The organism is Streptomyces cyaneus, assembly GCF_004028635.1.
Classification (GTDB): domain Bacteria; phylum Actinomycetota; class Actinomycetes; order Streptomycetales; family Streptomycetaceae; genus Streptomyces; species Streptomyces cyaneus.
This window is the reverse complement of record NZ_RQJW01000004.1, coordinates 612,796-626,333: the sequence shown is the minus strand read 5'-3', so window position 1 is coordinate 626,333 and position 13,538 is coordinate 612,796. Positions and strand designations below refer to the sequence as shown.

Sequence of the window (13,538 nt, the reverse complement as noted above, 5' to 3'; positions counted from 1 at the left end):
CGCTTGCGATGGCGCTGGAAGAAGTCGGCCCCGTCTATGAAGCGCCCGCCGCCCCCACCGCCTCGTCCGCCAGCCGCACCAGCTCCTCCACCGGCATCGAGCCCGCCGCCCGTCGCTCTCGCGCGAAGGTGTTGGCGAGGTGCTGGAGGAGTTCGTTCAGCGGGGTCGGTACGCCGTGCAGGCGGCCGAGGAGGACGATCTCGCCGTTGAGGTGGTCGGCCTCGATGGTGCCGGTGCCGCGGGTGAGGGACTGCCAGGAGGAGCCGCCACCGCGCGGGGCGCCGTCGAGGGGCACGAGGGTGACCTTGTCGCCCCGTACGGCCTGCTGTTCCTCGGCGCTCGCGTACGCGATCCCGGCGGCGTCGAGCACGGCCGCGCCCTCGGCCCGCGCCCGCCGGAACAGTGCCGCGGCCGCCTCGCTGTCGACGGGGCCGGTCACCGCCTCCAGGGAGTTGCCCAGGTTGCCCAGCAGTTTGGCGTACTGCCAGCGCGCCACGTCCGCCACGACCGGCGCCTCGAAGTGCGACTTCTCCAGGTCGGCGGCGATGAGGCGGGCGGTCTCGTCGGTGCCGTGCGGGTGGCGACCGAGATGCAGGATGCCGGTGAGGGGGCTGCCGGCGGCGGAGACGACGCCGGGTTCGACGTACGTCGACGGCAGCCAGACGCAGACGCCGTACACCCGCCGGAAGAGCCGCAGGGCGAGGCGCTGGCTCTCGACGCCGTTCTGGGCGCAGACCAGCGGCAGGCGCTCGGCGGCCGTACCGCCGCCCGTGACCGGGACCGGGCCCCACGTCTGCAGCGCGGCCGTGCTGTCCTGTGTCTTGACGGCGAGGACGAGGACGTCGTCGGGGCGGAGCTCGCCGAGCGCGGCCGGCCCGTCGACGACCGGCAGCCGGTGCGTCAGCTCGCCCTCCGGCACCTTGAGCCGCAGTCCGTGGTCCCGTAGGGCCTCGAAGTGCGCACCCCGCGCGACCAGTACGACCTCGTGTCCCGAGCCCGCGAGCCGTCCACCGATGACGCCGCCGACCGCCCCTGCCCCGATGATGATGTAGCGCATACGACGAGCCTCGCACAGCTGTTCCGCCGGGTTGACCTTGCCCCTGGGGCAGGCTTCAGGGTTCCCGCGGCATGGACGACTTCTACCTAAAGCAGACGCCGTACAGCGATCCGGGGGACCTGGACATCAGTGGGCTGCCGAGCGAACCGGGCCAACTAGCGCATGTCGTAAGGAATGCGATCATCCATCAGGGCGACGGCCCGCGCCTGGGTACGCCATCCCCGAGCAACGGCTGCGCGAGGACGCCGAGTCCCGCTACGTCACCGAGATCCTGCGACGCCCGCCCGGGTCCGCGGCGGCTTCGGCACCTACTTCGTCGACGGCTTCCACGAGGACCACTGGATCACCGAGTACCGTCTGCCGGACGGGAGTTGGCGGCTGGTCGACCCGCAGGTCCTGCATCCGGCCTACGGCGACCTGGGCTTCGACCCGCTGGACGTGCCGCGCGACCGGTTCCTCGTGGCGGGCGAGGCATGGCGGGCGTGCCGGGCCGGGGAGGCCGATCCGGAGACCTTCGGGTTTTGGTCCGTCGAGAGCCTGCGCGGGATGTGGTTCGTCCGGGGCAGCCTCGTCCTCGATCTGGCCTGCCGGAACGGCGTCGAGACGCTGCCCTGGGACGGCTGGGAGCCCCTGGCCGGCTTCGGCGACCACGAGTCGCTCTCCGCCGACGACCTCGCCCTCCTGGACGCCGTCGCCACCGCGCACACCGACGAGGAGGTCAGGCGCCTGTACGAGGAGTCACGGCTGGCTGCGCCCCGCGAGATCCTCTCCCAGTCGCCCGGCTTCGGCTTGCGCAGGGTCACGCTTCCTCAGGGGTGAACGGCGTCCCCTGGTGGAAGTACATCTGCCATCCGTCGTCCGTGCGCCGCCACAGCGAACTGCGGTGCACCCGGCGGCCGTTGTTCTCCGTGTCGAAGGTGAGGTGGACCACGTCGGGGGCGAGCTGGACGCCCTCCATCCGCGAGACGACGACGGGTCGTGGCCCTGGGGCGACGCCCGCGAGCAGGGACTCGATGATCGACGTCCGGTCCCAGTACCGCCCCGACGCGCCGAACTCACGGAACTCGGGGTGCAGAAGCTTCTCGAGCAGCTCCGGCGAGGACCGGACCTCCGGCCTGAGCAGGCGCAGTTCGCCCTCGACGGCGGCTTCCACGGCAGGGGTGCGGACTTCAGTCACCTGTCATCTCCACTAGTTTCACCACGGTGTTCCAGTTACGGCTGGTGGCGATCAAACCCTTGTTGAGCCGGGGTCGCGACAGGATTTCGGCGAGCTTGGAGCGCCCGAGGCCGTTCGGGGCGTACAGGTACAGCGCGCGGTCGCCGAGCCGGAACTCCTCCGGGAGGTAGGCGGCCTGGTCGATCTCCGCGAAGCGCTCGGCGTCGACCGGGGCGGAGAAGTAGGTGACATGGAGCTGCTTGGGCTCCAACTCGGCTGCGGGGAAAGGGCAGTTGTCGGCGATGGCCTTGAGATAGGCGTGGTCGCGCACGATCACGTCCACGGCGAACCCGAAGTGCTTCTCGATCGCCGACGCGAGCTCCGCGGCCAGGGACTCCTCGTCGCCGTGGTCGGCGGCGAAGACGGCCTGGCCGCTCTGCAGGTAGGTGCGTACGCCGTCGTGACCAAGGCCGGTCATCAGGGTGCGCAGGTCGGCCATCGGGACTTTTCTGCTGCCGCCCACGTTGATTCCGCGCAGCAGCGCCGCATACGTCGTCGTCATCCGGTCACCTTAAGACGCGCCACTGACACCGACGGGGCCGTCACGCCCATCGACATCCCCGAGCCGCCTCCCCGACACGTCCGGATAGATGTAAGGGACCCTCATCCTCCCCAGTGGGGAGAGCCCGGTGGCCGAGGGGATGAGTTCCGGCCGTCGCACTTCACCGGGCAGCACGACGAGATGGCTTTATCCGGCCCATACCTTCGAAACGAAAGGGGGCGGCAGGGGGCCGCCACCGCAATCAAGGGGGCAAGCCCGTCATGGGGAACGGAGACACACGCGTGCGGGGACTCGCCGCCCGCGCCGGCGGCTGGAGCGCCCGCCATCGATGGGCCGCCGTCGGCATCTGGGTGCTGTTCGTCGTCCTGGCGATGGGGCTCGGTTCGGCGGCGGGCCGGGTCGACGTCAAGGACAGCGACCAGCTGAAGGGCGAGACGCACACCGCGGCCAAGATCATCGAGGACGCGGGGATCGAGGAGCCGGCCAGTGAGACCGTCCTGATCCAGGCGAAGGACGGCGGCCTCAAGGCCACGGACGCCGAGTTCAGGTCGGCGGTCACCGCGGTCGTGAAGGCGGTCGAGGGCACCGGCAAGGTCACGGACGTGACGTCGCCGTACGACACGCGGACGATCTCGAAGGACGGCCGCAGCGCGCTGGTGCAGTTCGACATGCGCGGCGAGTCGGACACCGCGGGCGAGCGTGTGGAGCCCGTGCTGAAGGCCGTCGAGGACGTCCAGAAGGACCACGAGTCGCTGCGGATCGAGGAGATCGGCGGCGCGAGCATGATGAAGACGTTCGACGACGCGTTCGGGGACGACTTCCAGAAGGCCGAGTACTCCGCGGTGCCGGTGGCCCTCGGCATTCTGCTCATCGCCTTCGGCGCGCTGGTGGCGGCCCTGCTGCCGGTGCTGCTGGCGGTCACCGCGATCATGGCGACGATGGGTCTGATGGGCATCGTCAGCCACGTCATGCCGATGAGCGACACCGCCAACTCCGTGATGCTGCTGGTCGGCCTGGCCGTGGGCGTCGACTACTGCCTGTTCTATCTGCGCCGTGAGCGCGAGGAGCGCGAGGCCGGCCGGGACGCGCAGACGGCCCTGAGGGTCGCCGCCGCCACCAGTGGCCGCGCGATCATCGTCTCCGGTGTCACGGTGTGCGTGGCGATGGCGGGCATGCTGTTCACCGGGCTCGCCGAGTTCGAGGCGATGGGCCTGGCCTCGCTGATGGTCGTGGCGGTCGCCATGGTCGGATCGGTGACGGTGCTTCCGGCGCTGCTGTCACTGCTGGGCGAGCGGGTCGAGAAGGGCAAGATCCCCTTCCTGCACCCGCAGAGCAAGCTCCGCAACCGTGGGCGCGGCAACCGCGAGAGCCGATTCTGGACGGCCGTACTGAAGGGCGTGCTCGCCCGGCCGGTCATCTCGGTCGTCGTCGCGGCCGGTGCGCTGCTCGCCATCGCGGCTCCCGCGCTCGGCATGAAGACCCAGCAGCTCACCCTGGACAAGGAGTTCGGCGACTCGCTGCCCATCGTGCAGACGTACAACCGGCTCAACGAGGCCTTCCCGGGCGGCTCCGAGCCGGCCGAGGTGGTCGTCAAGGCGAACGACATCAACGCTCCCGAGGTGAAGTCCGCGCTCGCCGACTTCCGTGAGCGGGCGGTCAGTTCGGGCGCCTCGCGCGGCCCGGTCGAGATCAAGCTGCACGACGACCAGAACGTCGCCTTCGTGTACGTCCCGCTGGTCGGCGGCTCCGACCTCGACAAGGCAGGGGCGAGCCTGGACAAGCTGCGCGACGAGGTCCGCCCGGCCACGCTCGGCAAGGTGGACGGCGTCGAGGCGCCGATCACCGGACAGGTCGCCGGCTCGAAGGACTTCAACGACGAGCTGGCCGGAGCCGTCATCCCGGTCTTCGCCTTCGTCGTGGTCTTCGCCTTCGTGCTGATGCTGCTGTCGTTCCGCTCGCTGACGGTCGCGATCACGTCGATCGTGCTGAACCTGCTGTCGGTGGGCGCGGCCTACGGCATCCTCGTCGCCGTCTTCCAGCACGGCTGGGGCGCGTCCCTGGTGGGCGCGGAGGGCGTCGGCGCCATCATCACCTGGCTGCCGCTGTTCCTGTTCGTGATCCTGTTCGGCCTGTCGATGGACTACCACGTGTTCGTGGTCTCGCGGATCCGCGAGGCGCGTCTGCGGGGCCGTACGACGAAGGACGCGATCCAGCACGGCGTGGTCACCACGGCCGGGGTCGTCACCAGCGCCGCGGTCATCATGGTCGCCGTGTTCGCGATCTTCGGCACGCTGTCGATGCAGTCCATGAAGCAGATGGGCGTCGGTCTCGCGGCCGCGGTCCTCATCGACGCGACGATCATCCGGGGTGTACTGCTCCCGGCGGTGATGGCCCTGCTGGGCGAGCGCAACTGGTACCTGCCGAAGTGGCTGAACCGCCTGCCTGACCTGACACACGACGAGGCGCCCGAGGCCGTGACGCGCAGCGCGGCCCGGGACGACGAGGGCGAGCGGGTGCCCGTCTGACCCACCCTCCCGACCAGCAGGGCCCGTTGACCACAGGGGAGTCAACGGGCTCTGCTCCTTCAGGTGTTCCCGTGCGCTTCTCGTACGGCGGCCAGCTCGGCCTCGATCAGGTCGGCGGCCCGCGTGGTGCCGCCCTCCTGGGCCATCTGCGCCTGGATGTCCTTCAGGCGCCGGGCGACCTCCGGGTCGTCGACGAGCGTGAGGACGGCGGCGCGCAGGGCCTCGGCGGTCGCCTCCTCCGTGGGGATGTGGCGGGCGACGCCGAGGGACTGGAGTACGTCCGCGTTGCCGAACTGGTCGGCGGCCTGCGGTACGGCGACCATCGGTGTGGCGGTCGCGAGCCCCTCCTGGCTGCCGCCGGCACCCGCGTGCGTGATGAAGGCGTCGGCCTGCTTCAGGATGGCCAACTGCGGTACCCATTCCCTCACTTCCACGTTGGCGGGGATCTCGCCCAGCTCGGCCGGGTCGACGTGCCTGCCGATCTGCAGCACCATGTGCCAGCCGGGCAGGTCGCCGAAGGCCTTGGCGCACTCGCGGTAGAAGCCGGGTTGCTTGGTGAAGGCGGAGCCGAGGGAGACGAGGAGCACCTTGTCCGCGCCGGCCGGTCGCCGCCAGTCCCCCTGGGCCGAGCGGTCGCCCTGGCAGGCGCCGACGAAGGTGTAGCGGCTCTCGTCGACCTGGTCGGCGTTCCACTGAAGTGCCTTGGGGATGAGGACGAGCGAGCGGTCGGGTCGGCCGCCGAAGGAGTCGGGGTCCTGGTCGATGCCGTTCTCGTCCAGCCAGGCCTGGAAGCGGGCGTAGTAGGCCTTGCCGCGCTCGGTCTTCTTCGGCTCGGCCCACATGGGCTCGGTGACCTCCTCCTCGTAGCCGTCCCAGGCGACCATGTGCGGCGAGAGCGAGATCGCCCTGACTCCCCAGCGGTGGGCGAGGACCCGGGCCGGGTAGGAGGCGGTGTCGTGCAGCACGAGGTCGGGTTCGTCGCCGTCGTAGGCCTCGATCAGCTGCGGCAGGGCCTGGATCGCGTCCGCCAGGAAGGGCTCCACGTTGTCCAGGAGGGTGGTGCCCCACGCCGCCGGGTCGTCGTCGGGTCCGGGCAGCGTGGAGTTCCAGAGCTTCGGCTCGGCACCGGTCTCGGCGACCTTCTCGGCGAACAGGGGCGGAATCGCGTAGGTGACCCGGTGCCCGCGCGCCACGAGCTCGCGGATCACTTCGAGGCTGGGGTTCACGTGGCCGTGGGCGGCGATGGAGAACATGGCGATGTGTGCGGGGCGACTGGTCATGAGCCCCACCGTAAGCGAGACGAGACGTCTCGTGCAATCTGATTGCCGATCTCGGTCCGGGATGCCTGCGTCACCGTTCGGGACAGCTCGCGCCGCCTCCCTCCGCGCGTCGGCCGTCCGGCCCCGTGACGGTCACCGGCAGTGGTTCGGCCGACGGGGCGGCCAGGCGCTGGACACCGAGGACCGTGCAGGTCAGCTGGTCCACCGCCAGGCCGGACAACTCGCCTGCCGCGGCGGTCAGTTCGATGGATATGCCCTTGTCGCCGGTCGTCGCCCTGACGGGACCGGCCGCGGCGAGTCCCTCCGGCGCGGGACCGTAGGAGGCATCGGGGGTGCCCCACGGGTCCGGTGCGAGCGTCGGCAGCATGCCCGGCGGTCGCAGCCCCGTCGTCAGCCCCTTGGCGCGTTCCGCGTCGGTCGGGCCCAGGAGCAGGAGCTCCACCGCCGACTCGGCATCGACCATCACGATGCTCCTGCGCGATACGGCGACGAGAGCGCCGTCCGCCGCGAAGTACACCCGTATCGTCGGCACCACCCCACCGGCGGGCCCGCCCGCCTCCACCACACCGGTCTCGGGGATGCCGCAGGAAGCGAGCCCGAACAGGGCGGGAACGGCCAGCAGCGCGACTCGGCGCACGGCTCTCACTCTCCACTCTCCGAGGTCGATGCGTCCCGGCGCAGCGGGAGTTCCACCGTGAAGACGGCGCCGCCCTGCGGACGGTTCGCCGCCCGGACGGTGCCGCCGTGCACCCGGACGTTCTCCGCGGTGATGGCGAGGCCGAGACCGCTGCCCTCGGTGCGGGTGCGGGCGGCGTCGGACTTGTAGAACCGCTCGAAGACATGCGGGAGCACGGTGTCGGGGATGCCGGGGCCACTGTCCAGCACTTCGATGACCGCGAGGCTCTCCGTGCGGCCGTACAGCCGCAGCCGGACCGGTCGGGCGCCGTGCCGCAGCGCGTTGCCGACCAGGTTCGCGACGACCACGTCGAGGCGGCGCGGGTCGACGCGTCCGCGTACGGCGTCGGGTGGTGGCAGGTCGGCGTCCACCTGGTCGGTCCAGGCACGGGCGGCGAGCGTGCGCCGCAGGGACTCGGCGAGGTCGATCTCGTCCAGGTGCAGCACGGCCGCGCCCGCGTCGAAGCGGGAGATCTCCATCAGGTCGTCCACCAGCCGGGCCAGTTTCACGGTCTCCTCGCTGATCAGCCGGACCGCGGTGGCGGTGTCGGGGTCGAGGCGGGCGGCGTCCTCGTCGAGGACGTCGGTGACCGCCGACATGGCGGCCAGCGGGGTGCGCAGTTCGTGCGAGACGTCCGCGGCGAACCGGCGGGCCCGGGCCTCCATGCCGCGCAGTTCGGCCACGGACGCCTCCAGGGCAGCGGCCGTCTCGTTGAACGTGTGCGAGAGGTCGGCGAGTTCGTCGGAGCCGTCGACCGCGAGCCGGGTGTCGAGGCGCCCCTCGGCGATCCTGCGGGTGGCGTGCCGCAGCGCACGCACCGGCCGCAGCACCCCGCGGGCGGCGAGCAGCGCGAGCAGTACGGCGAGCCCGAGGGCGGGCAGGGTGGCCCGTTCGATGGCGGTCACCAGGGCGTCGACGGAAGCCGCCTCGGCGGTCTGCGGAACGGTGAGGAAGACCTGCACCCCGGAGGCGGCCATGTCGGGCGTGGCGAAGGTGACCGTCATGCCGACGACCAGCGCGGTGTGGTCGCCGCTGCGCACCCGCTGGAAGACGGTGGCCCGGCTGGAGTTCACGGCCTCCCGCAGGGCAGGGGTCAGTTCCTCGAACGGGTCGTCGACGGCGGACTTCACGCTCAGATCGCCGTAGGCGACCAACACCCGCCAGGTTCCGGCCGGTTCGGCGGCGGCCACGTCGGCCGCGAAGCGCCGCAGCTCCGACTCGCCCGGGGGGACGGCGAGTTCGGGGGCGAGCCGGTCGAGCTGGGCGCGCAGCTGCTTGATCACGGCGTCCTGGCTCTGCTGGAGCACTCCCGTGCGTGCCTCCCGGAACGTCAGGGCGCCGGTGGTCGCGGCGGTGAGCGCGGCGACGAGTACGAAGGCCACCACCAGCCGCACGCGCAGGCCGCGCAGTTGCGGGGGTCTCATCCGGAACGTCGGCCTCGACGCGGATCCGTCGCGCGCCGTCATGGGGAGACGAACCGGGCGGCGAACCGGTAGCCGAAGCCGCGCACGGTCTGGATGTAGCGGGGTTCGCGCGGGGGTTCGCCCATCTTGGCGCGCAGACGCTTGACGCAGGCGTCCACCAGGCGCGCGTCGCCGTGGTAGCTGTGCTCCCAGACCGCCTCCAGGAGCTGCTGCCGGCTGAACACCTGGCCGGGCGCGGCGGACAGGGTCAGCAGCAGCCGCAGTTCGGACGGGGCCAGCGCGACCGGCTCACCCCGCCAGGTGACCGAGAGCCCGGCCCGGTCGACGGCCAGGTCGCCGTAGGTGTCGATCTTCGGTATGCCCCCGTCGGCGGGCGCGCCGCCCGCCCGGCGCAGCACGGCCCGGATCCGCGCCTCCAGCACCCGCGCCTGCACGGGCTTGACGACGTAGTCGTCCGCCCCGGCCTCCAGTCCTACGACGATGTCCTCGTCGTCGCCCCGCGCCGTCGCCATGATGATCGGCAGCGTCTGGTCGAGGGCGCGCATCCCCCGGCACACGTCCAGACCCGGCATCCCGGGCAGCATCAGGTCCAGCACCACGACGTCCGGCCGGAAGGACCGCAGCCGCTCCAGCCCCTCCTCGCCGGTCTCGGCGGCGGCGACCTCGTGGCCCTGGCGGCGCAGCGCGAGGGCGACCCCCTCCCGCACGGCACGGTCGTCTTCGATCAGCAGAACGCGTGGCATGGGCCCAGTATCGGCACGTCGTTCACGAGTTCAGGGCGCTGTTACCGGATGATCACATCAGGCGCCGTTACCCTTTCGTTATCACTTGAGCCAGATCCGATCACATCACGATCACAACCTGAACCACCATGACCGCACACCGAGCAACTCCGTCCCGCAACCGTCGCCGCAGGAGCGGCCCCGCGCACGCCCCCGCGCGCGGGTGGAGGGGACCGCTGTGGGGAGGTCTGACCGCGCTGGCCGTCCTCGGGGCCGCCGGTTTCGCGGCTGCGGGATGGACGTTCACGTCAGACTCCACGACAGAGGCCGCCGCGCCCACCGGGCGGGCGGGGGCCGGTCGCGCCCCGAGCCCGCCTTCGAGCCCGAGCGCGTCGTTGAGCCCGAGCGCGTCTTCGAGTCCGTCGGTGAGTCCGTCCGCCCGGCCCTCCAAGCCCGTCGTCCCAGCCACGGGACCCGGCACGTTCACCACCGCGCCCGGCGCAAGCGCAAAGGTGGGGACGGGAACGGCCCTGCGCTACCGGGTCGAGGTGGAAGACGACCTCGAGCTGTCGCTGACCGAGGTCGCCAAGCAGGTGGAGAGCATCCTGGGCGACCCGCGCGGCTGGACGGCGGACGGCAAGTCGGCGTTCCAGCGGGTGTCCGGCGGCGCCACCGACTTCGCCCTGCGCGTCGCGACCCCCGGGACCGTGGACAAGATCTGCGGGCAGCACGGGCTGGACACCGGCGGCGAGTACAACTGCAGCGCGGCCGAGAACGTCATGGTCAACCTCAGGCGTTGGGAACTGGCGACGCCCGTCTACGCCAAGGACGTGACGGCCTACCGGGCGCTGATCATCAACCACGAGGTCGGCCACTTCCTCCACCACGGCCACGTCGGCTGCCCCGGCGCAGGGAAACCGGCCCCCGCGATGATGCAGCAGATCAAGGGCATGCACGGCTGCGTACCCAATGTCTGGCCGTACGACGAGGACGGGCGGTACATCACCGGCCCCGCCGTGCCCTGAGGCGCGCGGGCGGACGTGTGGCTCAGCGCTGGTAGCGGGCGAGCACCAAGTTGCCGTCCTGCTCCAGGCGTTCGCGCAGTTCACCGAGGTCGATGGCGCCGCTGTAGTACTCCTGGAGCGCGGGGGTGGCGACCTTGTCCTTCCACTCGGGGTAGCCGCGCACGGACTGCGCGGGCGCCGAACGCAGGTGCGCGGCGAGCGCGGTCCCGGTCGCCCAGCCGTCCTTCGTGGTGTGCAGGGCGGGGTCCTTCAGCGCCTGGGTGCCGGTGGGCAGCATCCAGTCGCCCAGGGCGAGCCGCACCATGTTCCGGGGCCGCAGCAGGAAGTCGATGAACTGGGCGGCCTCCTTCTTGTGCGGGCTGTCCTCGGCGATGGACAGGGTCTGCGGGCTGACGCCCTGGGTGAGCCCGTCCGCGCCGGCCGGGGCGGGCAGCACCTGCCACTGGAAGCCCTTCGGTGCCTGCTGGACGATCTGCTGACGGTACGAGAAGCCGAGCGGCACCATCGCGTACTTGCCGCCGAAGAAGCCGGGCAGGGTGTCCGAGCCGCCGCTGCCGAGGGTGGTGGGCGAGGCGCTGCGGTCGGTGTTCGCCTGGTCGTGGACGGTGCGGGGTACGACCTCGTCGGCCTCCTGGAAGCGGATGGTGACCTTGCCGTCAGCGGCCCGGTGAAAGAGCTGTCCGCCCGCCGACAGCGACAGGTTGAGCGTGGCGGAGACGGGTTCCTTCAGCGGCCAGGCGACCCCGTACTTGCCGTCGCCGCTGAGCTGTTCGGTGATCCTCCGGAACTCCGGCCAGCTCCAAGGACGTTGGGGAGTGGGCATCCGTACGCCGGACTCCTTCAGCCACTTCGCGTTGGCGATGAGGACACGCGGCTCCTGGAGGAAGGGGACGCCGTAGATCCCGTCGCCGAAGGTCGTGGTGTCCCAACCGCGCTGCGGGATGTCGGACTTGAGCCGCTCGGGCAGCAGGTCGGTGAGATCGGCGAGGTAGCCGCCGTACGCGAAGTCCGCGAGGTCGTCCGAGGCGTCATGGATGATGTCGGGCGCCTCACCGCCCTCGAAGGAGGTCAGGAGCTGGTCGTGGACACTGTCCCAACTCCCTTGTACGTACTCGACCTTGACGTCGGGGTGAGCGGCGTTCCACTCCTTCACCAACTCCTTGTTGGCCTCGACGGACTCCTCCTGCCAGGCCAGGGACTGGAAGCGCAAGGTGACACGTCCGTCGGTTCCGCCACCGTCGTCGCCGCTGCACCCGGCGAGCAGCAGAGCCAGAACGACCAGGGGCAACAGCACTCTCGTACGCATCAGCTCTTCACCGCCCCGGCGAGCATGCCGCCCGTGATCCGCCGTTGGATGATCGCGAAGACGACCAGTGAGGGAAGGGTCGCCAGGAAGGCGGCCGCGGCCAGCGGGCCGAGGTCGGCGACGCCCTCCGCGCCGATGAAGTGGGTGAGGACGACCGGGAGGGTCTGTTTCTCCGGGGTCTTCAGCAGAACGAGCGCGAAGAAGAACTCGTTCCACGCCGTGACGAACGCGAACAGCGCCGTCGCCACGATCCCCGGCGCGAGCAGCGGCGCGGTCACCGACACCAGCGTCCGCAGCCGCCCGGCCCCGTCGACCGCGGCCGCCTCCTCCAACTCGGGCGGCACCGCACGGACGTACCCGACGAGCATCCACAGCGCGAACGGCAGCGCCCACACCACGTACACCATGACCAGCCCCGGCACCGAGTTGATCAGCCGCAGGTTCTTCAGCACCAGGAACAGCGGGATGATCACCAGCACCAGCGGGAACGCCTGGCTGACGACCACCCAGCCGGTCGCCGCGCGCGCGAGCGGGGTGCGGCGGCGGGCCATGACGTAGGCCATCGGGGTCGCGAGCAGTACGGCGATCAGGGCGGCGCCGAGCGCGGCGATCAGGGAGTTGAGGGCGGCGTGCAGCAGGGGCTGTTCGTCGAAGGCCTGGCGGAAGTTGGCGAGGGTGGGGTCCTTCGGGATCCAGGTGGGGTGCAGGCTGCCCAGCTCGCGTGGCGGTTTGAAGGCGGTGGAGATCAGCCAGAGGAAGGGGAACGCGAGGAAGACGAGGTAGGCGAGCAGGGCGACGTACTGCCCGGCGCGCCCGGTTCGGCTGGTCCTCATGCGTCGTCACCTCCCCTGAGCCGGCCCACCAGGAACAGGGCGAGGAGTATCGAGATCACCGCGACCATCACGCATCCCATCGCCGCCGCGTAGCCGAACTGCCCGTAGCGGAAGGCCTCTTCGTAGGCGAGGAGCATGGGCAGGCGGGTTCGGCCGCCGGGGCCGCCGCTGGTGAGCACGTAGACCAGGGCGAAGGAGTTGAAGTTCCAGATCAGGTTGAGTGCCGTGATGGAGAGGGCAACCGGTCTGAGGGCGGGCCAGGTGACGGTGCGGAAGCGGCGCCAGGCGCCTGCGCCGTCCACGGCCGCCGCCTCGTGCAGTTCGCGGGGGGTGTTCTGCAGGCCGGCGAGCAGCGCGACCGTCGTGGTCGGCATGCCCGCCCAGATGCCCACGACGATCACGGCGGGCAGGGCGGTGCCGAGCCCGCTGAGCCAGTCGCGGCCGTCGCCGAGACCCAGGTCGCGCAGCGTCTCGTTGAGGATGCCCGCGTCGGGGTTGTAGACCAGCCGCCACATGACACCGACGACGACCTCGGGCATGGCCCACGGGACGATCGCCAGCGCGCGGGCCAGCCAGCGCAGACGCAGGTCCTGGTTGAGGAGGAGGGCGAGGCCGAGCGCCAGCAGGAACTGCGGCACGGTGACGCCGACGGCCCACACCAGGCCGATCCGGAACGACTCCCAGAACAGCGTGTCGTGCAGCAGATCCCGGAAGTTGAGACCGCCGATCCACTGGGTGGGCTGGGTCCGTCCGGACTGGGCGTCGGTGAAGGACAGCAGGATGCCGTAGAGCAGCGGGCCGACGCTCAGGATCAGGATGGGGATCAGGGCGGGGAGTACGAGGAACCAGGCGCCGTGATCCGTGACGCGCCGCTTCCTGGTGCCGCCCGGCGCGCCTCTCACCGGCCTCTCCGTCTCCGTCACCGTTGTCACGGAATCAGCCCCTTTGCGCCGCTCGGGATGGGCCCCGTCA

Annotated in this window: 12 protein-coding genes and 1 pseudogene; 3 read left to right on the top strand and 10 right to left on the bottom strand. The window is 71.0% G+C overall.

Annotated elements, in window-relative coordinates; all coding sequences use genetic code 11:
• Nucleotides 1-34: 34 nt before the first annotated feature.
• A complete protein-coding gene (locus EHO50_RS18085) occupies nucleotides 35-1,057 on the bottom strand; it encodes a ketopantoate reductase family protein (protein WP_128431165.1) in 1,023 nt (340 codons plus the stop codon).
• A 174-nt stretch (nucleotides 1,058-1,231) separates the two neighbouring features.
• Here EHO50_RS18085 and EHO50_RS18080 point away from each other — a divergent pair, with 174 nt between their 5' ends.
• Entirely contained in the window at nucleotides 1,232-1,876 is a 645-nt protein-coding gene (locus EHO50_RS18080; RefSeq protein ID WP_246101214.1) for a hypothetical protein, read from the top strand.
• Here EHO50_RS18080 and EHO50_RS18075 read toward each other — a convergent pair.
• On the bottom strand, nucleotides 1,857-2,234 hold the full coding sequence (locus EHO50_RS18075; protein ID WP_128431164.1) for a nuclear transport factor 2 family protein: 378 nt from the start codon (nucleotides 2,232-2,234) through the stop codon (nucleotides 1,857-1,859). The two genes, EHO50_RS18080 and EHO50_RS18075, sit on opposite strands and share 20 nt — an antisense overlap.
• Nucleotides 2,227-2,775: a DUF1697 domain-containing protein gene (locus EHO50_RS18070; protein ID WP_128431163.1), complete on the bottom strand. Its 549-nt coding sequence runs from the start codon at nucleotides 2,773-2,775 to the stop codon at nucleotides 2,227-2,229. Before EHO50_RS18070 ends, EHO50_RS18075 begins: the two co-directional genes overlap by 8 nt.
• A 260-nt stretch (nucleotides 2,776-3,035) precedes the next feature.
• Between EHO50_RS18070 and EHO50_RS18065 the strand changes: the two genes are divergently transcribed.
• Nucleotides 3,036-5,300 carry an MMPL family transporter gene (locus EHO50_RS18065; protein ID WP_128431162.1) on the top strand — a complete coding sequence of 755 codons (2,265 nt, stop codon included), beginning with the start codon at nucleotides 3,036-3,038 and terminating at the stop codon, nucleotides 5,298-5,300.
• 59 nt (nucleotides 5,301-5,359) lie between these two features.
• Here the strand turns inward: EHO50_RS18065 and mgt are convergent.
• From mgt to EHO50_RS18045, 4 genes and pseudogenes are all read right to left on the bottom strand, one after another.
• Nucleotides 5,360-6,623: pseudogene (gene mgt / locus EHO50_RS18060) on the bottom strand (macrolide-inactivating glycosyltransferase).
• A gap of 27 nt (nucleotides 6,624-6,650) precedes the next feature.
• Complete coding sequence (locus EHO50_RS18055; protein ID WP_128431160.1) at nucleotides 6,651-7,217, bottom strand: hypothetical protein; 567 nt, start codon at nucleotides 7,215-7,217, stop codon at nucleotides 6,651-6,653.
• A gap of 5 nt (nucleotides 7,218-7,222) precedes the next feature.
• Nucleotides 7,223-8,680 carry a sensor histidine kinase gene (locus tag EHO50_RS18050; protein WP_128431159.1) on the bottom strand — a complete coding sequence of 486 codons (1,458 nt, stop codon included), beginning with the start codon at nucleotides 8,678-8,680 and terminating at the stop codon, nucleotides 7,223-7,225.
• Between the two features lie 38 nt (nucleotides 8,681-8,718).
• Nucleotides 8,719-9,423: a response regulator transcription factor gene (locus EHO50_RS18045; protein ID WP_128431158.1), complete on the bottom strand. Its 705-nt coding sequence runs from the start codon at nucleotides 9,421-9,423 to the stop codon at nucleotides 8,719-8,721.
• A gap of 128 nt (nucleotides 9,424-9,551) precedes the next feature.
• Here EHO50_RS18045 and EHO50_RS18040 point away from each other — a divergent pair, with 128 nt between their 5' ends.
• Complete coding sequence (locus tag EHO50_RS18040) at nucleotides 9,552-10,427, top strand: DUF3152 domain-containing protein (RefSeq protein ID WP_128431157.1); 876 nt, start codon at nucleotides 9,552-9,554, stop codon at nucleotides 10,425-10,427.
• A gap of 22 nt (nucleotides 10,428-10,449) precedes the next feature.
• Here EHO50_RS18040 and EHO50_RS18035 read toward each other — a convergent pair whose 3' ends face one another.
• From EHO50_RS18035 to EHO50_RS18025, 3 genes are read right to left on the bottom strand one after another with little or no spacing between them, the layout of a single operon-like run.
• Nucleotides 10,450-11,733, bottom strand: a complete 1,284-nt coding sequence (locus EHO50_RS18035) for an ABC transporter substrate-binding protein (RefSeq protein ID WP_128431156.1) — start codon at nucleotides 11,731-11,733, stop codon at nucleotides 10,450-10,452.
• Nucleotides 11,733-12,566 (bottom strand): carbohydrate ABC transporter permease, encoded by an 834-nt coding sequence (locus tag EHO50_RS18030; RefSeq protein ID WP_128431155.1) that lies wholly within the window; start codon nucleotides 12,564-12,566, stop codon nucleotides 11,733-11,735. Before EHO50_RS18030 ends, EHO50_RS18035 begins: the two co-directional genes overlap by 1 nt.
• A complete protein-coding gene (locus EHO50_RS18025; RefSeq protein WP_128431154.1) occupies nucleotides 12,563-13,498 on the bottom strand; it encodes a carbohydrate ABC transporter permease in 936 nt (311 codons plus the stop codon). Before EHO50_RS18025 ends, EHO50_RS18030 begins: the two co-directional genes overlap by 4 nt.
• Between the last annotated feature and the right edge of the window lie 40 nt (nucleotides 13,499-13,538).

What these genes read in the sequence shown, in the direction of transcription:
- EHO50_RS18085 (WP_128431165.1), bottom strand. Translation starts at nt 1,057, where the DNA reads ATGCGCTACATCATCATCGGGGCAGGGGCGGTCGGCGGCGTCATCGGT.
- EHO50_RS18080 (WP_246101214.1), top strand. Translation starts at nt 1,232, where the DNA reads ATGCGATCATCCATCAGGGCGACGGCCCGCGCCTGGGTACGCCATCCC.
- EHO50_RS18070 (WP_128431163.1), bottom strand. Translation starts at nt 2,775, where the DNA reads ATGACGACGACGTATGCGGCGCTGCTGCGCGGAATCAACGTGGGCGGC.
- EHO50_RS18065 (WP_128431162.1), top strand. Translation starts at nt 3,036, where the DNA reads ATGGGGAACGGAGACACACGCGTGCGGGGACTCGCCGCCCGCGCCGGC.
- EHO50_RS18050 (WP_128431159.1), bottom strand. Translation starts at nt 8,680, where the DNA reads ATGAGACCCCCGCAACTGCGCGGCCTGCGCGTGCGGCTGGTGGTGGCC.
- EHO50_RS18045 (WP_128431158.1), bottom strand. Translation starts at nt 9,423, where the DNA reads ATGCCACGCGTTCTGCTGATCGAAGACGACCGTGCCGTGCGGGAGGGG.
- EHO50_RS18040 (WP_128431157.1), top strand. Translation starts at nt 9,552, where the DNA reads ATGACCGCACACCGAGCAACTCCGTCCCGCAACCGTCGCCGCAGGAGC.
- EHO50_RS18035 (WP_128431156.1), bottom strand. Translation starts at nt 11,733, where the DNA reads ATGCGTACGAGAGTGCTGTTGCCCCTGGTCGTTCTGGCTCTGCTGCTC.
- EHO50_RS18030 (WP_128431155.1), bottom strand. Translation starts at nt 12,566, where the DNA reads ATGAGGACCAGCCGAACCGGGCGCGCCGGGCAGTACGTCGCCCTGCTC.